A 20,972-nucleotide genomic window follows, 5' to 3' on the forward strand; every position below is an offset into this window, starting at 1 on the left:
TCAATGGCTGCCAGGGTTGGCGCGTACTTGCGCGGCCTTGGCCGCCAGCCCTTGCCAGGCCGGCTTGTCGGCAGCGAAGCGCTGGCGCAGGTAGGCTGCCAGGTCGGCTACCTGGCGGTCCGATAGGCTGTCCTTGAAGCCAGGCATATAGCCCAAGTCACGGGTTGCCGGGTTGGCAATGCCGTGCAGCACCACGCGCAGCAGGTTGTCCGGCAGGTCGCTGTGGACGTTGCTGTTGACCGCCATCGACGGGCTGACACCAAACAGTTTCGGCCCCAGCCCATCGCTGTGGCAGGCCATGCAGGCACCCTTGAAAACCCGCTCGCCGTTGCTTAGCGACACTTGCGTGTCCGCCTGAGGCGCGGCCTTGGCGGCCACTGGCTGCGGCTTGCCATCGAGTGAGCTGAGGTAGTGGGCGATGGCACGCACGTCGCTCTTTGGCAGGGTGGCCAGTTCACTGACCACCGGGCCCATGGGGCCGGCCGCGACACCGTGTTTTTCGGAAAAGCCAGTGCTCAAGTAGTTGTACAGTTCGTCTTCGCTCCACGGTGTCGATGACTTGCCCAGGGCATTCAGGGCCGGGGCTTCCCAGCCATCGACCATGCCGCCGGCGAGGTAGCTGCTGCCGCCTTTTTCCGCGCCCATCAGGTTGCGCGGCGAGTGGCAGGCCGTGCAATGCCCCAACCCGTCGACCAGGTAAGCACCACGGTTCCACTGCGCACTGCGTTGCGGGTCGGGCTGGTATTCGCCGCGTTGCAGAAACAGCGCGTTCCAGCCGGCCATCAGCGGTCGCTGGTTGAACGGGAAGCGCATCTGGTTGGCGGGCGCTGCCTGGCGTACCGGGGTTTGCGACATCAGGTAGGCATACAGCGCCTGCATGTCGGCGTCGTTGATGTTGCGAAACGAGGTGTAGGGAAAGGCGGGGTACAGGTGCCGGCCATCGCGGCTGATACCTTCGCGCATGGCCCGCTCGAAGGCGGCGAACGACCAGCGGCCGATGCCGGTTTCCGGGTCGGGGGTGATGTTGGTGCTGTAAAGCGTGCCGAAGGGCGTGTCCATTGCCAGCCCACCGGCATTCACCTTGCCGCCGCTGACCGTATGGCACACGGCGCAGTCGCCGGCGGCTGCCACCTGGCGCCCGCGCTCAAGCATCGCGGCGCTCCAGCTGCCGGCGCCAGGCGGCGTCACCGGGGCGATCTCGGCGCGCCAGGGCAGGGCGGTGGCAAGCATGCCCAAGGCTGCGCCAAATACCCCGGCCAGCGAGCCGAACCACCATTTCGACCGTTTGCTTGTCGGCTGTGCTGGCGTGGGTGCATCTGGCCCCTGGCCTTCGCCGCCGAGGGCGGCACGCACCCGTTCGGCCGTGATCGGCAGCTCGCGAAAGCGAATGCCGGTGGCATCGAAAATGGCATTGGCGATGGCCGCCGCGCTCGGTACCGATGCCGACTCGCCACTGCCCATCGGCGGCTCGTGCTGGCGGGGCAGCATCATCACGTCGATGGCGGGCAACTCGGGGAACGTCAGGATGGGGTAGCCACCCCATTCCTTGCTCGCCACGGTCGACTCCTCGAAGCTGACCTGCTCCTTGAGCACCCGGCTGGTGGACTGGATGACGTTGCCGTGGATTTGATGGCGCACGCCCTCGGGGTTGACCATCATCCCGGCATCGTGGCCGATCACCACGCGGGTGACGGCGACTTCACCGGTGCGCCGGTCTACCGCCACATCGGCCACCCATGCCGCCCAGGCCGCGCCGAAGCCGGGGAATTTGCTGTGGATGTAGCGCGCATAGGCAAAGCCCCTGCCACGCAGCACGTCACCTTCGGCTTGCGCCTGCATGGGCTGGGTATGCGGCTGCCATTGGGCACGTTCGGCGGTGGCCTTGACCAGGTCGATGGCGCGCGGGTCGGACAGGTGCTTGAGGCGGTATTCGACCGGGTCGACGCCGGCGGCGAAGGCCAACTCGTCGATGTACGATTCGTGGGCGAAGCTGTTGGGCATGGCCGATACGCCCCGCATCCATGAGGCACGCACCAGTGGCGTCATGTCGTTGATGGTGGCGCGCATGTGTTCATAGTCATACGGCGGGATCGAGGTGCGGTCGCCCATTTCGAACAGCGCCGGCACGGGCTCCACGGCGCCGGTCAGCAGCAAGGCCAGGGTGGGCGCGCCGTTGGACGGGTAGCTGGTCTGGAAGTCGTAGGCGGCCACGCTGCCGTCGGCGTTCAGGCCGCCGTCGATCTCCATCAACTGCGCGGTGCCCTTGGGTTCCCACACATGCTCCTGTTCACGGGTCAGTTGCACCCGTACCGGGCGCTGCACCGCGCGCGACAACAGCACCGCATCGGCGCACACGTCATCGGCGCAATTGCGGCCGTAGCAACCGGCGGCCTCCATGCGGATGATTTCGATGCGTGCTTCGTCGCATGCCAGCAACCACGCCAGGTCGGCGCGTAGCAGGTGCGGGTTCTGCGTACCGGACCACACGCGGATTGCCCCGTCGGTGAAGTCGGCCAGTGCGCACGACGGGCCGATCGAGGCGTGCAGTTGGTACGGCCACAGGTAACTGCGGCTCAGGCGCTGGCTGGCATTGGCGAGGCCACCGTCGACATCGCCCTGGTCCAGCACGGTACGCTGTACGCGCGGGTTGTCGCGGATGGCCTGGGCGACATCGCTGAGGTCGGGCAGCTTGCCTGTGAAGGGCTTCCAGCTGATTTTCAGCTCATGGGCTGCGCGAATCGCTTGCTCTTCGCGCTCGGCCACCACTCCGACGAAATCGCGGATGACCACCACGGCCACCACGCCGGGGATATGGGCGATGGAGGACTCATCTACCGCCAGCAGGCTATTGCCGACGAAATCGCCGCTGTCGTGGCCGGCGTAGGGCGGGCGGATCACCCGACCGTGGAGCATGTCGGGCAGGCGCATGTCATGTACATAGGTCAGCTCGCCGGTGGCCTTGCCGGGGATGTCTACCCGTGCGGTGCTGCGCCCGACCAGGCGGTAGTCGTCGATGGCCTTGAGCGGAGCATCGTCGGCAATGGTCAGCTGATGGTTTTCACCTTGCACCAGGTCGGCAAAGCTCATCGTGCGGCCGTTGCTGGCGATAACCGTGCCGTCTTCGATGCGTAGCGCTTCGGGCGCGCAACCAATGCGCTGTGCGGCCTGTTGCAACAGATAGCGCCGCGCTGTGGCGGCGGCCTTGCGTAACGGCACGGCGGAAATCTGCAGGGTGGCGCTGGCGATGGTCGCGCCCTGGTTGGGGGCCCGCTCGGTATCGCCCAGCACCATGTGCACCTGGTCCATGCGCAGGTCCAGCTCTTCGGCGACGATCTGCGCCAATGAGGTGCGGATGCCGGTGCCCAGGTCGACGTGGCCGTTGAAGGCGTAGACCATGCCGTCGTCACTGACGGCGATGAACAACGCCAGCTCGCGCTCCTTGACCACCGGTGTCACACCCTTGGCCACGGGCCCCGAGGGTGGGGTGATGTGGTCGACGATCAGCAGCACGCCGGCCTTGGCCAGCAACTGGTCGCGGCTGGGCACCTGTTGAGAGTGGTTCATGCTTTTCTCCGGGTCTCGGCGGCGCGGCGCACGGCGCGCAGGATTTCGACGTGGGTGCCGCAGCGGCACAGGTTGCCGGACAGCTCATTGCGAATCTGTTCGTCGCTGGGGTCGGGAATACGGTCGAGCAGGGCCTTGGCGGTCATGATCATGCCGTTCATGCAATAGCCGCACTGGGCCGCCTGTTCGTCGATGAACGCCCGTTGCACCGGGTGCGGCGCGGCCTTGCTGCCCAGCCCTTCGAGGGTGGTGATGTCGCGGCCCGCGGCGCCGGCCAGGGGGATGACGCACGAGCGTGCGGCCACGCCGTCGATGATCACCGTGCACGCCCCGCACTCGCCCAGGCCGCAGCCGTACTTGGGGCCGTTCAGGCACAGGTCGTTGCGCAGGATCAGCAGCAGCGGGGTGTCGGGCATGGCGCTGACTTCGACGGGCTGGCCGTTGACCCGCAGGGAGATGGTTGTTTGCATTATTGGCTCATCTCTGGAGGTTGCTTGCGCTACCAAAGGACTCAAATGGTGCGTGAGTTTCGGTAAGTACTCACTACATGAAATGAGTGAGCAAGAAGCAGGCCAGGGATGATTTCGGGGAGCAGGCAGGCTTTTTGTAGGAGCAGCCTTGTGCTGCGAAGGGGCCAGTAAGGCTGGAGATCAGCTTCAGCTGCAATGGCCTCTTCGCAGCGCAAGGCTGCTCCTACAGGGGGGGCTGCGGTAGCCTGAGGGAAACGTCAGCCAGCGCTTTCGTCGCTGTCGATCAGGCTTTTTGTAGGAGCAGCCTTGTGCTGCGAAGGGGCCAGTAAGGCTGGAATCAGCTTCAGCTGCAATGGCCTCTTCGCAGCGCAAGGCTGCTCCTACAGGGGGGCTGCGGTAGCCTGGGGGAAACGTCAGCCAGCGCTTTCGTCGCTGTCGATCAGGCTTTTTGTAGGAGCAGCCTTGTGCTGCGAAGGGGCCAGTAAGGCTGGAGATCAGCTTCAGCTGCAATGGCCTCTTCGCAGCGCAAGGCTGCTCCTACAGGGGGGCTGCGGTAGCCTGGGGGAAACGTCAGCCAGCGCTTTCGTCGCTGTCGATCATCTTGCGCAGCAGGTACAGAATGGCCACGCGCTCACCGGCATTCAGGCTGCCCATGCTCAGTTCGCTGATCTGCCGGGCGCAGGGGATCATGGCATCGAGCAATGCCGCGCCGCTGTCGGTGAGCTCGACGATGACCTTGCGTCGGTCGCCCGGGTCAGGCGACAGCTGCACCAGCTCGCGCGCCTTCAGGCGCTCGACGATACCGCGGATGGTTGCCTGGTCCACCGCCGTGGCCTTGATCAGTTCGGCCTGGGAGCTGGGGCCATGGTCGCGCAGGGCGCACAGGGTGACGAACTGGATCGAGGTCAACTGTGGGTCGCAAGCCTGCTGCTGGAAAATCGCCGTGTGCCGCTGGTAGGCCTTGCGCAGCAAATGGCCGACCTGTTCGGTGACGTCGTAGGGGGTGTTGTCGAGCGGGGCGCTGCTGGGTGTGGTTTTCTTCGGCATAGGATGGCTTGGGCTGGTGGAAAGGTGCTGGCCGGCCGCCAATAGCGGAGCGCCCGGCCAGTATAACCACTATCGCGCCCGCGACTCCTCTGGCGCGACCACGTCGCCCGCCAGCACCACGGCCTTGTCATCCAGGTAGATATCGCAGTTGCGCAGTGGGATATCCAGGTGGCACGGGGTCTTGCGCTTGCCGCCGACCTCGGTGTTGGGGCCGGTGGAGAACAGGAAATTGCCGTAGAAAGCGCGGGCATCCATGCACATGCCGTCGTTGCGGTCGTGCAGGCCCATGGCCGTCCACTGCGCGCGCGGCTGCAGGCCCCAGCCGATGTGCGAGATGCCGTACACCTCGGGGTCGTTGAAGTACTTCATGTAGTCGCGCAGGTACTCGGCCTCGAAGCCGCCATGGATGCCGGTAATGAAGCCTTTTTCGATCTCCAGGGTAATGCGCTCGCGGCAGTAGTTCTTGAACGGCAGGATGATGTCGCCCACGTCCAGCACCAGCGTACCCTCGGCGCTGTCCTCGTTCGGCCAGGTGAACAGGAAGCCACTGGGCCAGTGGTCCCAGCGCCCCGGCTCGTCGGCATAGCCGTATTCGGTCACGGCCGGGTACTGGCCGAGCGGGGCGTGGAAGTCGCTGCCGGCCTTGGACCGCACATGCATGCTGCGCGCCTGTTTCAGCAGGGTTTCGGCCGCCAGTACCCGACGTTTGTCGTCTTCGCTGGGCAGCATGCGCGCCAGTACCTCGGGTGGTTCCACGGCCAGCAGGATGCGCGTACCGGTCTTGAGGATCTGCTCCTGCTCGGGCGAGTGCAGCAGCATCATGGTGTCGACGACCAGGTCGGCCGCTTCCAGCGCCCGTTGCGCCGCCAGGTTACCGGTAAGGGCGGTGTCGCCACAGTAGGCGGTCATGTCGTTGCCCATGGCGGTCGGGTGGTTGAACGCCGGCAGTTCTACCGCATACACCTTGGCCTTCAGGCGCTGTGCGGCCTCCATCGCGGCATTGACCGTGCGCGGGTCGGAGTAGTGGCTCTTGAGTACGGCCACGCTCTGCGTCTCGTCCACGCGGGACAGTTTCAGCACGTGCTCGAACATCTGGGTCAGTTGCGCATTGCTCACCGGCATCGGGGTTCTCCTGGGTGGCGTTGGCGGGGATGCACCGTGGCAGTGCCTGGTGCTTCATCTCGGTGCGAAATAATAGTGTGTACACCCTACTTTTGCAGATCTAAGCGCATCCCGTCGGCAAGCGCAAGTTCTCTGTAGAACGTTACCTATCCACACATTGCCCAGTGTTTACGGTAACAATTTGCGAGTTATGGTTTTCGATCAGGCGTTTGAAAAATATTTGCTCTGGGCCCTTTCCAAAAAACATTTACAGCGTATACGCTCTAAATCGTCAGACGGTCGAACCGCTGGCCACACATCAGAACAAGAGGAGAGATACCCATGCGGGGTAGGCAGAAAATCGCAATCGTCGGTGCAGGTCTGGGTGGGGCAGCCGCCGCCACGTTGCTGCAACAGGCCGGGTTCGATGTCGAGGTGTTCGAGCAGGCGCCGGAGTTCACCCGCCTTGGCGCGGGTATTCATATCGGCCCCAACGTCATGAAGATCTTCCGCCGCATGGGGCTGGAGCAGAAACTGGAACTGATGGGCTCGCACCCGGACTTCTGGTTCAGCCGCGATGGCAACAGCGGCGATTACCTGTCGCGTATCCCGCTGGGCGAGTTTGCTCGCCGCGAGTACGGCGCCGCCTACATCACCATCCACCGTGGCGACTTGCATGCGTTGCAGATCGAGGCGATCAAGCCGGGCACCGTGCACTTCGGCAAGCGGCTGGAAAAGATCGTCGACGAAGGCGACCAGGTGCGCCTGGACTTCGCCGATGGCACCCACACCGTGGCCGATATCGTCATCGGTGCCGACGGCATCCACTCGAAAATCCGTGAGGAGCTGCTGGGTGCCGAAGCGCCGAACTACAGCGGCTGGGTGGCACACCGTGCGTTGATCCGTGGGGTGAACCTGGCGCAGCACGCCGATGTGTTCGAGCCCTGCGTCAAGTGGTGGTCCGAGGACCGCCACATGATGGTCTACTACACCACCGGCAAGCGCGACGAATACTACTTCGTTACCGGCGTGCCCCATGAGGCCTGGGACTTCCAGGGCGCGTTCGTCGACAGCAGCCAGGAAGAAATGCGCGCCGCCTTCGAGGGCTACCATCCCACCGTGCAGAAACTGATCGATGCCACCGAGTCGATCACTAAGTGGCCACTGCGCAACCGCAACCCGTTGCCACTGTGGAGCCGAGGCCGCCTGGTGCTGCTGGGCGACGCCTGCCACCCCATGAAGCCGCACATGGCCCAGGGCGCCTGCATGGCCATCGAGGACGCGGCCATGCTGACCCGCTGCCTGCAAGAGACCGGGTTGTCCGACCACCGCACCGCGTTCGCACTGTACGAGGCAAACCGCAAGGAGCGGGCATCGCAGGTGCAGTCGGTGTCGAACGCCAACACCTGGCTTTACACGCAGGAGGATCCGGCGTGGGTCTATGGCTACGACCTGTACGGGCAGCAGCTGAAAAGCGGGGAGGCGGCATGAGCACCTTCGTCGCCGGCGGCAACGTCAGCGCCAATGGCGTCCGCCAGCACTACCTGCGCTATGGCGGCAAGGGCCATGCGCTGATCCTGGTGCCAGGCATCACCAGCCCGGCGATCACCTGGGGCTTTGTCGCCGAGCGCCTTGGGCAGCACTTCGACACCTACGTGCTGGATGTGCGTGGGCGCGGCTTGTCTTCAAGCGGGCCGGAACTGGATTACGGCACCGATGCTTGTGCCGCCGATATCCCGGCCTTTGCTGCAGCACTGGGCCTGGACAGCTACCACCTGGTCGGGCACTCGATGGGCGCGCGCTTCGCCATCCGCGCCGCAGCCCAAGGCGCACCGGGGCTGCAGCGGTTGGTGCTGGTCGACCCGCCAGTGTCCGGGCCGGGCCGCCGCGCCTACCCCAGCAAGCTGCCGTGGTATGTCGATTCGATCCGCCAGGCCACGGTGGGTATGAGCGGCGATGACATGCGCGCCTTCTGCGCCACCTGGAGCGAGGAGCAACTGGCACTGCGCGCTGAATGGCTGCACACCTGCTACGAGCCGGCGATCGTGCGCGCCTTCGATGATTTCCACGAGGTGGACATCCACCAGGACCTGCCCGCCGTGCGCCAGCCGGCGTTGCTGATGGTGGCCGGGCGCGGCGGGGTGATCGAGCCACGCGACATTGCCGAAATCCGCGAGCTGAAGCCGGATATCCAGGTGGTACAGGTAGACAACGCTGGCCACATGATCCCCTGGGATGACCTTGAAGGCTTCTTCGCTGCCTTCGGCGATTTCCTCGACCAACCCCTCGTCTGACGGAGCACGAGACATGACCAAGCTATACCGCATCGGCCAGATCGTGCCGAGCTCGAACACGACCATGGAAACCGAGATCCCGGCGATGCTCAACGCACGCCAGGCAATCCGCCCTGAGCGCTTCACCTTCCACTCCAGCCGCATGCGCATGAAGCAGGTGAAGAAGGAAGAACTGGCCGCCATGGACGCCGAGTCCGACCGCTGCGCAGTGGAGCTGTCCGACGCCAAGGTCGATGTGCTGGGCTACGCCTGCCTGGTGGCGATCATGGCCATGGGCCTGGGCTATCACCGCCAATCGGAAAAGCGCCTGCGCCAGGCCACTGCCGATAACGACGCATTGGCACCGGTCATCACCAGTGCCGGGGCGTTGGTCGAGGCCTTGCATGTGATGAAGGCCAAGCGCATCGCCATCGTCGCACCGTACATGAAGCCGCTGACCGAGCTGGTGGTGAATTACATCCGCGAGGAAGGCTTCGAGGTGCAGGACTGGCGCGCGCTGGAAATCCCCGACAACCTCGCCGTGGCCCGCCACGACCCGGCCAACCTGCCGGGCATCGTCGCCGGCATGGACCTTGAAGGTGTCGATGTGGTGGTGCTGTCGGCCTGCGTGCAGATGCAATCGCTACCGGCAGTGGCCAAGGTCGAGGCGCAAACCGGCAAGCCGGTGGTCACCGCCGCCATCGCCACCACCTACGCCATGCTCAAGGCGCTCGACCTGGAACCGGTCGTGCCGGGTGCCGGTGCGCTGCTGTCGGGCGCCTACTGAAATCGGAGACGGACATGAGCGACGCACAAAGCGCCCGTGACAACTACCAAGGGGTGTGGGGCCAACGCATTGGCTTTGGCCGCAAGCCGGCCCTGTTGATGATCGACTTCATGCAGGGCTACACCACCCCCGGGGCACCGCTGTACGCGCCGGGCGTGGTCACGGCGGTGGAGCAGGCCGCCGGCTTGCTGGCGCTGGCCCGCGATTGCGGTACCCTGGTGGTGCATACCAACATCCGCTACCAGCCACCGCACTTCACCGACGGTGGTGTGTGGGTGCGCAAGGCGCCAGTGATGAAGGACATGGTCGAAGGCAACCCGCTGGCGGCCTTCTGCGAAGCCGTTGCGCCGCAGGCGGGGGAGGTGGTGCTGAGCAAGCAATACGCCAGCGCCTTCTTCGCCACCAGCCTGGCTCCGCTGCTGCATGCACAAGGGGTGGATACCGTGGTGCTGGCTGGCTGCTCGACCAGCGGCTGCATCCGCGCCAGTGCGGTGGATGCCATGCAGCACGGGTTTCGAACCATTGTGGTACGTGAGTGTGTCGGTGACCGCCACAACGACCCGCACGAAGCCAACCTGTTCGACATCGACAGCAAGTACGGCGATGTCGTCACCCGGCAGGATGCCATGCAGCAACTCAGGCACCTGGCCGGCTGAGCGCCGGGCAGCCCTTACCCAATAACAATCAAGGAACGGCGCGGGAAGCCCGTCCATGACCGCCTGCTGTCCGGGCGGTCGCCCCGCAGGAGCACTCGGGGTCTTCAGGCGCTGCCCAGGCACGCCGCGTATAGTGCGCGGGGTGCCCGGCGCGTCGAAAACTGCTGGCCTTAAAACAACCACAAAGTCGCCCGCCAGGAGACAGGAAATGCCAATTGCGAATGCAACCACGGTCCACAGTGACATCGACCATGGCACGAAAGCGCTGTACAGCAAGATCACCTGGAGGCTCATCCCCTTCCTGTGCTTCTGCTACCTCGCAGCTTATCTGGACCGCATCAATGTCGGCTTCGCCAAGCTGCAGATGCTCGAAGACCTGCAGTTCAGCACCGCGGCCTATGGCCTGGGTGCGGGGCTGTTCTTCGTCGGCTACATCATCTTCGAAGTGCCGAGCAACCTGATCCTGCAGCGCGTTGGCGCCAAGCTGTGGATCGCACGCATCATGATCACCTGGGGCCTGCTGTCGGCCTGCACCATGTTCGTCACCAGCACCACCCAGTTCTATATCCTGCGTTTCCTGCTGGGGGCTGCCGAGGCCGGCTTCCTGCCCGGCGTGCTGTACTACCTGACCATGTGGTACCCCACCTATCGGCGCGGGCGCATCATTGCCTTGTTCATGATCGGGCTGCCTTTGTCGAGCGTGATCGGCGGGCCGATCTCCGGCTGGATCATGGGGCATTTCGACCAGGTGCACGGTTTGCACGGCTGGCAGTGGCTGTTCCTGCTGGAGGCAATCCCCAGCGTGTTGCTCGGCATCCTCACATTCTGGGCACTGCCTAACCATTTCCACCAAGCCAAGTGGCTGTCGGCTGAGGACAAGGCACAACTGGCGGCAGACCTGGCCGCCGACGATGCCGAGGGCAAGGACAGCAAGCACAGCTTCCGCGACGGCTTCTTCAACCTGAAGGTGTGGATGCTCGGGGGCATCGACTTTTCGATCCTGCTCAGCGCCTATGCCATGGGCTTCTGGATGCCGACCTTCATTCGCGATGCGGGCGTCAGCGACACCTTCCACATCGGCTTGCTCACAGCCATTCCGAGCCTGGCCGCATTGGCCGGCATGCTGATGATCGGGGCCAGCTCCGACCGCCATCGCGAGCGCCGCTGGCACATCATCGTGCCGTTTATCATTGGTGCGATCGCCATGGCCAGCAGCACTTTGTTCAGCCAGAACCTGGTCATGACCGTGGTGCTGTTCGCCATTGCCTCGGCAGCGATCATCGGCGCGGTGCCGGTGTTCTTCAGCCTGCCGGCGACCTTCCTCAAAGGCACCGCCGCCGCCACAGGCTTTGCCCTGGCCTGTTCGGTGGCCAACATCGCCGGCCTGGTGAGCAATTCACTGATGGGGCTGGTCACCGACCTCACGGGTACCTCGCACGCCGCACTGTGGGTGTTTGCCGGCTGCCTGATTCTCAGCTGCTTCCTGGTCATCGCCTTGCCGGCGAAGCTGGTCAACCGCTAGCGGCCCAGCCCTTCACGCAACGGCAGGGCAGGCGGGCCGGGTGCCCGCCTGCCAGCCCTCTCTCGATGCAACCCGCACGTCGGTGGCCCAACCAGGTCGCCGCGCCGGGTTGCTGTTGCCCGAATTCAGGAGTAGCCCCATGCAAGGTTCCACCGCACCGCATCTTAGTTCGTCCGTGCGCCTGGCCGGCGGTTGCATAGCCGCCGCGTTGTGCGCCGAGGCCTCGGCGCAAGAGGCCGGTTTCATCGAGGATGCGCGCGCCACGCTGCAGGCGCGCAATTACTTTTTCAGCCGCGACTATGCCGACATCAAGGGCGCAAGCACCCAGTCGCGTACCCAGGAATGGGCGCAGGGTTTTATCCTCAATGCCAGTTCCGGTTATACCCAGGGCAGCGTGGGTGTCGGCGTGGATGTTACCGGCCTGCTCGGCTTCAAGCTCGACAGCAGCCCGGCGCATGCCAAGTCCGGGTTGTTGCCCAGCCTGGACAGCGGCAAGTCGGCGGACGAATACAGCCGCCTGGGGGCGGCGATCAAGTTCAAGGTGTCGCAGACCGAGCTGAAGGTGGGCGAGCTGATGCCCAACCTGCCGGTGCTGCTGTTCAGCGACTTGCGCCTGCTGCCGCCGACTTACCAGGGCGCGATGCTGGAGTCCCGCGAGTTCGCCGGCTTGACCCTGAATGCCGGCCAGTTCCGCTCCACCAGCCTGCGCGACTCGTCCAACAGCCAGAAGATGTACGCGCTGGTCAACGACCCGATCAACCCGGCGCGGCTGGCGCGCTTTACCAGCGACCGCTTCAACTACGTGGGCGCCGACTATGCCTTCAACGATAACCGCACCAGCGTAGGGGTGTGGCAGGCGCAGCTGGAGGATATCTACCAGCAGCGTTTCTACAGTTTCAAGCACGCCGAGCCGTTGGGCGACTGGACGCTGGGGGTCAATGCCGGCTACTTCGATGCCCGCGAGGACGGGCGCAAGATTGCCGGCGACTACGACAACCATGCGTTGTTCAGCTTGTTCTCGGCCAAGACTGGCGGGCATACCTTTTACTTGGGTTACCAGCAGATCGGCGGCGATGATGGTTTCATCCAGGTGGGTGCCAACACCAACCCGATGGGGAATACGCTGCCGACTTATGAGTTCTCGGCGCCGGGTGAGCGCTCGTGGCAGGTGCGGCATGACTACAACTTTGTCGCTTTGGGCATTCCAGGGCTGACGTCGACCCTGCGTTATGTGAAGGGGCGGGACGTGGACACCGGGCTGGGCTTCGAGGGGCGTGACCGCGAGCGTGATCTGGACCTGGCCTACGTGGTGCAGAGCGGGCCGCTGGCCGGGCTGGGGATACGCGTGCGCAACGTGATGGCGCGCTCCAATTACCGCACCGACATCGACGAGAACCGCTTGATCCTGAGTTACACGGTCAAGCTGTTCTGAGGGTGTAGACGCTGCAAAACCAGCGCGGTCACCGTGTAGGAGCAGCCTTGTGCTGCGAAGAGGCCATTACCGGCGAAGTAGGTTTTTTGCCTGGCCGGCCTCTTCGCAGCACAAGGCTGCTCCTACAAGGTTCACTGTAAGGTCGCCGGCCTCATATCCTCCGGCAATTGCCCAATGGCCGCTTCCAATCGCGCAATCGGCCCGGCGAGTTGATCCGCTTCGGTGTCCTTGCCCTCACTTCTCAGGCGATCACGCTCAAGGCGCAGGTTAAGCAAATTTTTCTGCAGTTTCAGGGCTGAAGTATTGAATGGGTCCATGCTTTTCTCATGCTGTAGGCTTCCGTGCCGTTGTAGGAAAAATGGACCGTAGCAGCTCGAATTTGCTGGAGAAACTGATGTTTCATACAGGCAAGTGCTGCAGCTACGCATCTTCCTACTCCGTGCGGTAAACGATCCTACAAACCGAGTTTCAATTCATTTCTTCCCAATCAAGCTCGCCCCCCGTGTTGACTGGGGCCAATCCCCTTTCTACGGGTAAACCCTTCAGCGTGGTTGCCCCCAGCACCTGTCGCGCTTTTCGAAACCTTATGTAGCAATTGCCGCCTGCAGGCTACAGGTGATCCGCATCCACCACCGCCTGGGCAAACGCCTGCGGCGCTTCCTGCGGCAGGTTATGGCCAATGCCACCGCTGATCAGCCGATATTCGTACTTGCCGGTAAAGCGCTGCGCGTACGCTTCGGCCGGTGGGTGCGGGGCGCCGTTGGCGTCGCCTTCCAGGGTGATGGTCGGTACGGCGATGCTGGGGAAACTGGCCAGCTTGGCCTCCAGCGGGTCGTAGCGTGTTTCGCCCTGGGCCAGCCCCAGCCGCCAGCGGTAGTTGTGCACGGTAATCGCCACGTGGTCGGGGTTGTCCAAGGCCTTGGCACTGCGCTCGAAGCTGGCATCATCGAACGCCCACTTGGGCGAGGCGGTTTGCCAGATCAGCTTGGCAAAAGCATGGCGGTTCTGTTCGTAGCCAGCCTGGCCGCGTGGAGTCGCGAAGTAGTACTGGTACCACCACTGCAGCTCGGCGCTGGGCGGCAGCGGGGCTTTGGCGGCCTCCTGGCTGCTGATCAGGTAGCCGCTGACGGATACCAGGGCTTTGACCCGCTCCGGCCAAAGCGCCGAGACAATATCGGCAGTGCGCGCCCCCCAGTCGAAGCCGGCCAGTACGGCGCGCTGGATATGCAGGGCATCCATGAAGGCGACGACATCGCTGGCCAGCGCTGTGGGCTGGGCATTGCGTGGCGTTTGCGCGGACAGGAAGCGAGTCTGACCGTAGCCGCGCACGTAGGGCACCAGTACCCGGTAACCTTTCGCGGCCAAGGCGGGTGCAACTTCCTCGAAGCTGTGAATGTCGTACGGCCAACCATGCAGCAGGATTACCACCGGGCCATCGGCAGGGCCTTGTTCCACATAGGCCACATCGAGCACCCCTGCGTTGACGTGTTTCAGTGGGCCGAAGTTATCTGCTATGGCGGTCGCTGCCTGGGGCTGCGCGGGTGCGGCGGTGGCGATGTTCGCAGCCATCAGCCCAAGCGGCAGCAGGGCACAGGCGAACAGGCTACGGCTGAAGTGACGTGGCAGGGGGGTGGTCGAGTGACGGGCAGGCATCGGGCATCTCCTTGGCAAAGCCAGCGGTGCGGGTTGATGCGTGCCAGTAAAGATGGCGCCTGTATCGCCGATATGTCCGATTAGCCTGCAGGAAGCGTTCTTGTGTATCAGGTCTCAATTTATACACATAACGATACAAGCATCGTGCAGCGGTGGGCTTTTCCGCCTCTGCTACCATCGAAGGTTTTCCGGCCAAGGAGAGGCCCATGCATTACGTTGTGATTGAACCCCACCGCAGCGAGTACCCGCGGCCTATACGCTTCGCCAAGGGTACCTTGCTGGACATCGGCCCGCGCTACGAAGGCGAGCCGGGCTGGCAGGACTGGTACTTGTGCACCTGCGCCGGGCAGGAGCCGGGCTGGGTGCCGGCGCAGCTGATCGAGCGGCTCAGCGTGTGCCAGGGCAGGGCGCTGGACCATTACTCTGCGCATGAGTTGGATGTCGACCCAGGGCAACGGGTGCAGATGGTACGTCCGCTCAATGGCTGGGTCTGGTGCCGGCGGCAGGGCAATGGCGAGTTGGGTTGGCTGCCTGCGGAAAAAGTCCGCAGGGTTTCTATCTGATCCGCTTTTTTTCCATAAACCTGAATCTGTAACCGTATCAGCCCTAGGCCGACAATATGCCCATTCCCGCATCACAACTGTAGAGGTTCCAATGGGCAAGCTGGCGCTGTTCCTGGGTGGTTTTCTGCTGCTGACCATTCTGATTGGTATTCTGGGCACCATTCCACCGAGCTGAGTTCAACTGCGTTTTTCTGCGCGGCCCGTCTACTCCAAGCGGCGGGCCCAATCTCTTGGCAATTGGCCATTAACTTCCCTCGTTGCACCGCTGGATCAGCGGTAGGTGCAAGTCATTCTCAAGTGCAAACGCTTCGTGTAGTCTCCCGCCGCCGCTCATTCGGCGGTCTTTTGCCTGGGAGTCGATACATTAATGGAATGCAAGAAAGGCACTGCAGCCATGCTGGAGTGGCGGAGCCGTTTTCTCGCCAAGGGCCTGCTCGATGAGCTGGGCTATGACCAGGCACTGCGCAATGCAGAGGCGCTGGAGCAAACCGGGGTGATCAGTACGCAGGAGTGGATCGAGCTGGTCAAGTTGGCCAATTCGGCCTTGCAGTTTGTGCGATAAGTCATTCTTTGCGCTGGGAAATCTGTCCACAAAAAACGTGGGTAGGTCTGTGGATAAAGTGCTGCAAGCCAGGCCCACGGCGGGCTCTGTTAAATTGAGCAGAAATTGAACAGTCGTTTCAGGGGCTGCTTCAATAGCCCTTGCCGGCCTGGCGCAAGGCTGCCAGCAAGTCACGAACCCGCGCCGGTAGCTCGCCGGCAGGGTATACCGCATGCATCAGAGGGTCCTGGCCGCTGCTGGACGTCAGGCGGTACTGCGGGCATACCCGCACCAGGCGCCCAGCTCTGACTTGCGCTTCACCAACCCAGGCGGCCAGGCGAGCGATACCGGCGCCGGCCAATGCGCCGTGATACACCGCCACGCCCGAGCCCAGGCGCAGCCTTGGCCTGGGGCGCAGGCTGGTGATTTGGCCGTCGCGGCAGAAGTGCCAGGCCTTGAGGATGCGTGGCGCGGTATGCAGGATCAGTGCGTGCCCATCCAGATCCTCCGGATGTTGTGGCGTGCCGGCCAGGGCCAGGTATGCCGGGCTGGCATACAAGTGGCGCTGGTAGGGCCATAGCGGGTAGCCGATCAGCTCGCTCGATTGCGGGAAGGCACCGCGCACCACGAAGTCGAATTTGCCCTGCAGCGGGTCGAGGGCTTCGTCGCTGTACTGTACGTCCAGGGTCACTTGAGGGTGGCAGCGGGAAAACGCGGCAAGCACCTGCGCCAGCACATGCTCGCCCAGTAGTTGCGGCACGGCAAAGCGGATCCAGCCTTGGGCGCTGCCGCTGAGCGCGGCCAGTTCGTCGGCGGCATCGCGTTGCACATCCAGCAAGCGCTCGGCGTGGGGCAGCAGGCGCTCGCCGGCTTCGGTGAGGGTCACGGCGTTGGCGTTGCGGTTGAGCAGTTTGCTCCCGGCATTGTCTTCCAGGGTTTGTACCGCGCGTGTGACTGCACTGGGTGAGCGCCCCAGTGCGCGGGCGGCGGCCACGAAGCTGTGCTTGTGCGCCACGCTGACGAACGCCTGAATTTCCCGCAGCATGTCCAATGCCATCGCTTGTTCCTTATTGCAGTTTTTGCAATATGGCATTTCAACACAAGCGCGCTCGTTTGATTAGCCTTGCAGGCGACTTCACTGCCTGGAACCGCGTCATGATGGATATCGCTGTGCTTTCTGTGTTCGCCTTCGCCGCTGGGCTGATCGACGCCGCCGTGGGTGGCGGTGGGCTGATCCAGATCCCGGCGTTGTTCAATGTGCTGCCCAGCGCGCAGCCGGCGGCACTGCTCGGCAGCAACAAGCTGGCTTCGGTATGTGGCACGGCCTTCGCGGCGCGTTCGTTCATCCGCAAGGTGACGCTGGACTGGGGGTTGATCGTGCCGGCGGCACTCAGCGCCTTTGTCATGTCGTTCGCCGGTGCGGCCACGGTTTCGCTGGTGCCGCCTAGCATGATGCGCCCGGCAGTGCTGGTGCTGATCGTACTGATGGCTATCTACACCTTCTGCAAGAAGGACTTTGGCACCCTGCACAAACCTGCGCAAATCGGCCGCAAGGAGCAGTGCCTGGCGGTGCTGATCGGCGGTGCGATCGGTTTTTACGACGGCCTGTTCGGTCCAGGTACCGGCAGCTTCCTGATCTTTCTGTTCATCCGCTTCTTTGCCCTGGACTTCCTGCACGCTTCGGCTTCGGCCAAGGTGGTGAACATTGCCACCAACCTGGCGGCGCTGGTGTTCTTCGTGCCGACCGGCAACGTGCTGTACGCCATCGCCCTGCCCATGGCGGTGTGCAACATCCTCGGCGCGCTGACGGGTACCTGGCTGGCAGTACGCAAAGGTGCCGGCTTTGTCCGCGGGCTGTTCCTGGTGCTGCTGTGTGTGCTGATCGCCAAGCTGTCGTGGGACTTGCTGACCGGCTAGTTCAGATCACCTGGCGCTGTGCTTCAGCCTGTTCGACCCGGTTGCGGCCATGGGCCTTGGCCCGGTACAGCGCTTGATCGGCATTCGCCAACAGCTCGTCCAGGGTAGGCGCAGGCAGGTCGGCATCGCAGCCGGCCACACCGATACTCACGGTAATTTGCAAGCGCTGATCGGCCTGCACCACATGCAGGTCCTGCACGGCGCGGCGCAGGCGTTCGGCGGTAAATTTGGCCCGCTCGGGCGCAAGGCCGGGGAGCATGACCACGAACTCCTCACCGCCCAGGCGTGCGAACAATTCATCATTGTGCAACTGGTCCTGCAGGGTGCTGGCAAACTGGCGCAGTACTTGGTCACCGACGGCATGGCCGTGGGCATCGTTGATCGACTTGAAATGGTCGATGTCCAGCATCATCAGGGTCAACGGCAGCGCCTGGGCATGCTGCTGGCGGCTGTCCAGCAGGGCGTTGGCGCGACGGGTGAAAGCGCTGCGGGTGAGCACGCCGGTGAGGTGATCGATGGTGGCCTGGTGCGCCAGGCGGGCCATGAGGCTGCGGTTGGTCTGGCTGACGCAGGCCACCACCAGCGGTCCGAGCACCAGCATGGCGATGCCCAGGCGCGCCGACATCAGCGTGGTGACGCCTGGCTCGCTCTGCGGCACGCTGAAGTGCATGAGGTTTTGCGCCACGGCCACGATCAGCGTACTGCCGGCTGTGAGCGTCAGCAGAGAAACCAGGAAAGGGGAGTAGGTCCAGGCACACCACAGCAGCGCGGCTATTGGGAAGGCAATGGCCCCAGGGCCGCCAAAGGCGATGCTGAACGCCAGCGAGGCCAGCAGCACCAGCAACGGCGCCAGGCGGATGGGCTGAGCACCGCCGCGCAGCAGGGCCCGCACCGAGGGTGCGGTGAGCAGCACCGGTAGCACCAGCACGCTGGTCGAGAATTGTTCGCTGAACCAGGCCAGCCAGGTGGCGCGCAACGATTCCTCGAACCAGGGTGTGGCCATGACCGCTGCCATGCTGGCCGCCACCATGGCAGCGGCGGCACAGGCGGCGAACACGCTGAGTACCCCGTGCGGGGTGCGCATGCGCCGATGCAGCCGCGGCAAGCGCGACAGCAGTTGCCAGAGGGTGACCACCACGCCAAGGTTGCACAGGTTGAACCATAGCGCCGGCACCCAGGCACTGCCGCACAGCAGGTCGGCGCCGACCATGGCCAGCCACACCAGGCCAAAGCCGGTAAGCGTGGCTTGGCGGGGGTAGCGCAGCAGTATGCCGGCCAGCACCGCATTCACCGGCCAGAACAGCGACAGCGATTCGATCGGACGTGCCAGGATGCCGCCCAGCGTGAGGACAAAGGTCAGGCAAAGCAGAACGACATAAGGCAACAAGCGCGATTGGGCTGGAAAAACCATGAACTCGACCGGCAAGCGGAAACGAAATCCAGGACAACGCCTTGAAGCACCTGGGGCGATAACCCGCAGTGTGTTTCGTCAAGGTAGTTGATGTCAATCTGCCGCGATCGGTCGAGATAATGTCAAATTGCCTCCATTCTTTGCCGCGTTGCTTACAGACCAAAGAACCACGGCACCATCACCACCGTTACCAGCATCACCAGCACGGTGAATGGCACGCCAATTTTGACGAAGTCAGCGAAGCGGTATTGCCCTGGGCCCAGTACCAGCGTGTTGACAGGTGATGAAATCGGCGTCATGAACGCTGCCGACGCGGCCAGCGCCACGGTCATCGCAAACGGGTAGGGCGACATGCCCAGCTGCGCCGCGGTGCTGATGGCCACCGGTGCCATCAGCACCGCGGTGGCGGTGTTGGAAATAAACAGCCCGATCACCGCCGTGACCGCGAACAGGCAGGCAAGTATGGCGCTGGGGCCGGCGCCTCCCAGCACGCTGACCAGCCCGCCTACAGCCAGGTCGATACCGCCGGTTTTCTGCAGTGCCTGGGCAAAGGGCAGCATGCCGACGATCAGCACCAGGCTTTGCCAATGGATGGCCCGGTAGGCGCTGTTCATGTCGATGCAACGGCCAGCGCCCATCAGTAGGCAGCCAATCAGCGCAGCGATGACATTGGGCACCACGCCGCTGACCATCAGCCCGACCATCACCGCCAGGCTCAGCAACGCCTGCGGCGCACGGGTGCGGGCCGGGGCGACCAGGTCGATTTCGGCAGGCAGGCTCAGTACCAGGAAGTCCTTGGGCTTGCTTTGCAACTGGCGTACCGCCTTCCACGGGCCGACCACCAGCAAGGTGTCGCCCAGGCGCAGCTTTTCTTCCAGCAGTTGCTCTTCGATGGCTGCCTGCTCGCGGCGCAGGCCGACTACGTTGAGGTCATAGCGGGTACGAAACGCCAGTTCGAGGATGCTCTTGCCAATCAGTTGCGAGCCCGGCGGTAGCGAGACCTCGGCCATGCCCAGCTCCTGGGACTGGTCGATGAAATAAGCGGCCTTGAAGTGCAGCGGCTCCAGTTGCATGGTTTGGCACAGGCTGCGCAGGTCGTCGCGGTTGGCGAACAGGTCGAGCAGCAGCACGTCGCCCTGGTGCAACACGGTGCTGGAGTCGGCAGCGATCACCCGGGTGGTGAATTTGTGCTGGCGTTCGATACCGATCACGTTGGCGCCGTGCCGGGTGCGCAATTCCAGTTCGCCGAGGGTGTGCCCGATCAGGGGCGAGTGAGGACGGATGCGCAGGCGCCGTTCACGGCCGTTGAGCTTGTAGTCCAGCACCAGGTCCAACAGGGTGCGGCGGCTTTCCACCCGGCCGTCCTTGCGGACCTCACCGTTGAGCCAGTGCCGGGTCAGCAGCATGTAGCCAATGCCCAGCACCAGCACCACCAGGCCGAAGGGGGTAAAGCTGAAGAAGCTGAAGCCTGCTTGGCCATGGCGTACCAGCTCGCTGTGCACCACCACGTTGGGCGGTGTGGCGACCAGGCTGAGCATGCCGCTGATGAGGCCGGCAAACGCCAACGGCATCATCAGGCGGCTGGGCGAAAGCTGCAGGCGCGCGGCGATGCTCAGCACCACCGGGATGAAAATGGCCACCACTCCTGTGGAGCTCATCATCGACCCCAGCCCGGCCACGGCCACCATCAGCAGCACCAGCAGGCGTGCCTCGCTGTTGCCGGCCCGCTCGCTCATCCATTCGCCGATGCGGTAGGCAATGCCGGTGCGCACAAGGCCTTCACCTATCACGAACAGGGCAGCGATCAGCACCACGTTGGGGTCGCTGAAACCGGCCAGGGCCTGCTCCACGGTGAGGATGCCAAGTAGCGGCAGGGCAAGAATCACCAGCAGCGCGACCACGTCCATGCGTGGGCGGTTGATGACGAAGAGGAAAATGACGATGGCCAGTAGGCCGAGGACCCAGAGCAGCTCTTGGTTCATGGGGAGGGGGTGTTCCTTCACACAGGGGCACGATAGACAGTAGCAGCCAGTGT

18 protein-coding genes are annotated in these 20,972 nt (G+C 63.8%); 9 read left to right on the forward strand and 9 right to left on the reverse strand.

Going from position 1 to position 20,972, the window contains the following annotated elements:
- The 4 genes from ACNFBR_RS06880 to ACNFBR_RS06895 form a co-directional block, all read right to left on the reverse strand.
- Entirely contained in the window at positions 1–3,564 is a 3,564-nt protein-coding gene (locus ACNFBR_RS06880; protein ID WP_416734207.1) for a molybdopterin cofactor-binding domain-containing protein, read from the reverse strand.
- Positions 3,561–4,034, reverse strand: a complete 474-nt coding sequence (locus ACNFBR_RS06885; protein WP_416734208.1) for a (2Fe-2S)-binding protein — start codon at positions 4,032–4,034, stop codon at positions 3,561–3,563. Before ACNFBR_RS06885 ends, ACNFBR_RS06880 begins: the two co-directional genes overlap by 4 nt.
- A 570-nt stretch (positions 4,035–4,604) precedes the next feature.
- Positions 4,605–5,081: a MarR family winged helix-turn-helix transcriptional regulator gene (locus ACNFBR_RS06890; RefSeq protein ID WP_416734209.1), complete on the reverse strand. Its 477-nt coding sequence runs from the start codon at positions 5,079–5,081 to the stop codon at positions 4,605–4,607.
- A 69-nt stretch (positions 5,082–5,150) separates the two neighbouring features.
- A complete protein-coding gene (locus tag ACNFBR_RS06895) occupies positions 5,151–6,203 on the reverse strand; it encodes a 2,5-dihydroxypyridine 5,6-dioxygenase (RefSeq protein WP_016498883.1) in 1,053 nt (350 codons plus the stop codon).
- 321 nt (positions 6,204–6,524) lie between these two features.
- On the opposite strand from ACNFBR_RS06895, the gene nicC reads away from it, so the two are divergent.
- The 6 genes from nicC to ACNFBR_RS06925 all read left to right on the forward strand — a co-directional run bounded on the left by nicC (position 6,525) and on the right by ACNFBR_RS06925 (position 12,852).
- On the forward strand, positions 6,525–7,673 hold the full coding sequence (nicC, locus tag ACNFBR_RS06900; protein ID WP_416734210.1) for a 6-hydroxynicotinate 3-monooxygenase: 1,149 nt from the start codon (positions 6,525–6,527) through the stop codon (positions 7,671–7,673).
- On the forward strand, positions 7,670–8,476 hold the full coding sequence (nicD, locus tag ACNFBR_RS06905) for an N-formylmaleamate deformylase (protein WP_416734211.1): 807 nt from the start codon (positions 7,670–7,672) through the stop codon (positions 8,474–8,476). The genes nicC and nicD overlap by 4 nt, the downstream gene beginning before the upstream one ends.
- A gap of 13 nt (positions 8,477–8,489) precedes the next feature.
- Entirely contained in the window at positions 8,490–9,242 is a 753-nt protein-coding gene (locus ACNFBR_RS06910) for an Asp/Glu racemase (protein ID WP_416734212.1), read from the forward strand.
- Between the two features lie 14 nt (positions 9,243–9,256).
- Positions 9,257–9,898: an N-carbamoylsarcosine amidohydrolase gene (locus ACNFBR_RS06915; protein WP_416734213.1), complete on the forward strand. Its 642-nt coding sequence runs from the start codon at positions 9,257–9,259 to the stop codon at positions 9,896–9,898.
- A gap of 208 nt (positions 9,899–10,106) precedes the next feature.
- The gene (locus ACNFBR_RS06920; protein ID WP_416734214.1) at positions 10,107–11,420 is read left to right on the forward strand and encodes an MFS transporter; all 1,314 of its coding nucleotides are present in this window, start codon (positions 10,107–10,109) and stop codon (positions 11,418–11,420) included.
- A gap of 139 nt (positions 11,421–11,559) precedes the next feature.
- The gene (locus ACNFBR_RS06925) at positions 11,560–12,852 is read left to right on the forward strand and encodes an OprD family porin (RefSeq protein ID WP_416734215.1); all 1,293 of its coding nucleotides are present in this window, start codon (positions 11,560–11,562) and stop codon (positions 12,850–12,852) included.
- Between the two features lie 131 nt (positions 12,853–12,983).
- Here ACNFBR_RS06925 and ACNFBR_RS06930 read toward each other — a convergent pair whose 3' ends face one another.
- On the reverse strand, positions 12,984–13,169 hold the full coding sequence (locus ACNFBR_RS06930) for a hypothetical protein (RefSeq protein WP_416734216.1): 186 nt from the start codon (positions 13,167–13,169) through the stop codon (positions 12,984–12,986).
- Positions 13,170–13,461: 292 nt separating this feature from the next.
- Positions 13,462–14,505, reverse strand: coding sequence for an alpha/beta fold hydrolase (locus ACNFBR_RS06935; protein WP_416734217.1), 1,044 nt, complete (start codon positions 14,503–14,505; stop codon positions 13,462–13,464).
- 206 nt (positions 14,506–14,711) lie between these two features.
- Between ACNFBR_RS06935 and ACNFBR_RS06940 the strand changes: the two genes are divergently transcribed.
- Positions 14,712–15,068, forward strand: a complete 357-nt coding sequence (locus tag ACNFBR_RS06940) for an SH3 domain-containing protein (RefSeq protein WP_416734218.1) — start codon at positions 14,712–14,714, stop codon at positions 15,066–15,068.
- Between the two features lie 367 nt (positions 15,069–15,435).
- Positions 15,436–15,630, forward strand: a complete 195-nt coding sequence (locus ACNFBR_RS06945; protein ID WP_416734219.1) for a hypothetical protein — start codon at positions 15,436–15,438, stop codon at positions 15,628–15,630.
- 130 nt (positions 15,631–15,760) lie between these two features.
- Here ACNFBR_RS06945 and ACNFBR_RS06950 read toward each other — a convergent pair whose 3' ends face one another.
- A complete protein-coding gene (locus tag ACNFBR_RS06950; RefSeq protein ID WP_416734220.1) occupies positions 15,761–16,666 on the reverse strand; it encodes a LysR substrate-binding domain-containing protein in 906 nt (301 codons plus the stop codon).
- A 98-nt stretch (positions 16,667–16,764) separates the two neighbouring features.
- Between ACNFBR_RS06950 and ACNFBR_RS06955 the strand changes: the two genes are divergently transcribed.
- Entirely contained in the window at positions 16,765–17,526 is a 762-nt protein-coding gene (locus tag ACNFBR_RS06955) for a sulfite exporter TauE/SafE family protein (protein WP_416734221.1), read from the forward strand.
- A 1-nt stretch (position 17,527) separates the two neighbouring features.
- On the opposite strand, the gene ACNFBR_RS06960 is transcribed toward ACNFBR_RS06955, so the two are convergent.
- On the reverse strand, positions 17,528–18,952 hold the full coding sequence (locus tag ACNFBR_RS06960) for a diguanylate cyclase (RefSeq protein ID WP_416734222.1): 1,425 nt from the start codon (positions 18,950–18,952) through the stop codon (positions 17,528–17,530).
- A 137-nt stretch (positions 18,953–19,089) separates the two neighbouring features.
- Entirely contained in the window at positions 19,090–20,919 is a 1,830-nt protein-coding gene (locus ACNFBR_RS06965) for an SLC13 family permease (RefSeq protein ID WP_416734223.1), read from the reverse strand.
- Positions 20,920–20,972 lie beyond the last annotated feature (53 nt).

Source organism: Pseudomonas sp. NY11955 (assembly GCF_048068035.1).
Classification (GTDB): domain Bacteria; phylum Pseudomonadota; class Gammaproteobacteria; order Pseudomonadales; family Pseudomonadaceae; genus Aquipseudomonas.

Coding starts and splice junctions, on each gene's coding strand:
- ACNFBR_RS06880 (WP_416734207.1), bottom strand. CDS start 3,564: ATGAACCACTCTCAACAGGTGCCCAGCCGCGACCAGTTGCTGGCCAAG.
- ACNFBR_RS06885 (WP_416734208.1), bottom strand. CDS start 4,034: ATGCAAACAACCATCTCCCTGCGGGTCAACGGCCAGCCCGTCGAAGTC.
- ACNFBR_RS06890 (WP_416734209.1), bottom strand. CDS start 5,081: ATGCCGAAGAAAACCACACCCAGCAGCGCCCCGCTCGACAACACCCCC.
- ACNFBR_RS06895 (WP_016498883.1), bottom strand. CDS start 6,203: ATGCCGGTGAGCAATGCGCAACTGACCCAGATGTTCGAGCACGTGCTG.
- nicC (WP_416734210.1), top strand. CDS start 6,525: ATGCGGGGTAGGCAGAAAATCGCAATCGTCGGTGCAGGTCTGGGTGGG.
- nicD (WP_416734211.1), top strand. CDS start 7,670: ATGAGCACCTTCGTCGCCGGCGGCAACGTCAGCGCCAATGGCGTCCGC.
- ACNFBR_RS06910 (WP_416734212.1), top strand. CDS start 8,490: ATGACCAAGCTATACCGCATCGGCCAGATCGTGCCGAGCTCGAACACG.
- ACNFBR_RS06915 (WP_416734213.1), top strand. CDS start 9,257: ATGAGCGACGCACAAAGCGCCCGTGACAACTACCAAGGGGTGTGGGGC.
- ACNFBR_RS06920 (WP_416734214.1), top strand. CDS start 10,107: ATGCCAATTGCGAATGCAACCACGGTCCACAGTGACATCGACCATGGC.
- ACNFBR_RS06925 (WP_416734215.1), top strand. CDS start 11,560: ATGCAAGGTTCCACCGCACCGCATCTTAGTTCGTCCGTGCGCCTGGCC.
- ACNFBR_RS06930 (WP_416734216.1), bottom strand. CDS start 13,169: ATGGACCCATTCAATACTTCAGCCCTGAAACTGCAGAAAAATTTGCTT.
- ACNFBR_RS06935 (WP_416734217.1), bottom strand. CDS start 14,505: ATGCCTGCCCGTCACTCGACCACCCCCCTGCCACGTCACTTCAGCCGT.
- ACNFBR_RS06940 (WP_416734218.1), top strand. CDS start 14,712: ATGCATTACGTTGTGATTGAACCCCACCGCAGCGAGTACCCGCGGCCT.
- ACNFBR_RS06945 (WP_416734219.1), top strand. CDS start 15,436: ATGGAATGCAAGAAAGGCACTGCAGCCATGCTGGAGTGGCGGAGCCGT.
- ACNFBR_RS06950 (WP_416734220.1), bottom strand. CDS start 16,666: ATGGCATTGGACATGCTGCGGGAAATTCAGGCGTTCGTCAGCGTGGCG.
- ACNFBR_RS06955 (WP_416734221.1), top strand. CDS start 16,765: ATGATGGATATCGCTGTGCTTTCTGTGTTCGCCTTCGCCGCTGGGCTG.
- ACNFBR_RS06965 (WP_416734223.1), bottom strand. CDS start 20,919: ATGAACCAAGAGCTGCTCTGGGTCCTCGGCCTACTGGCCATCGTCATT.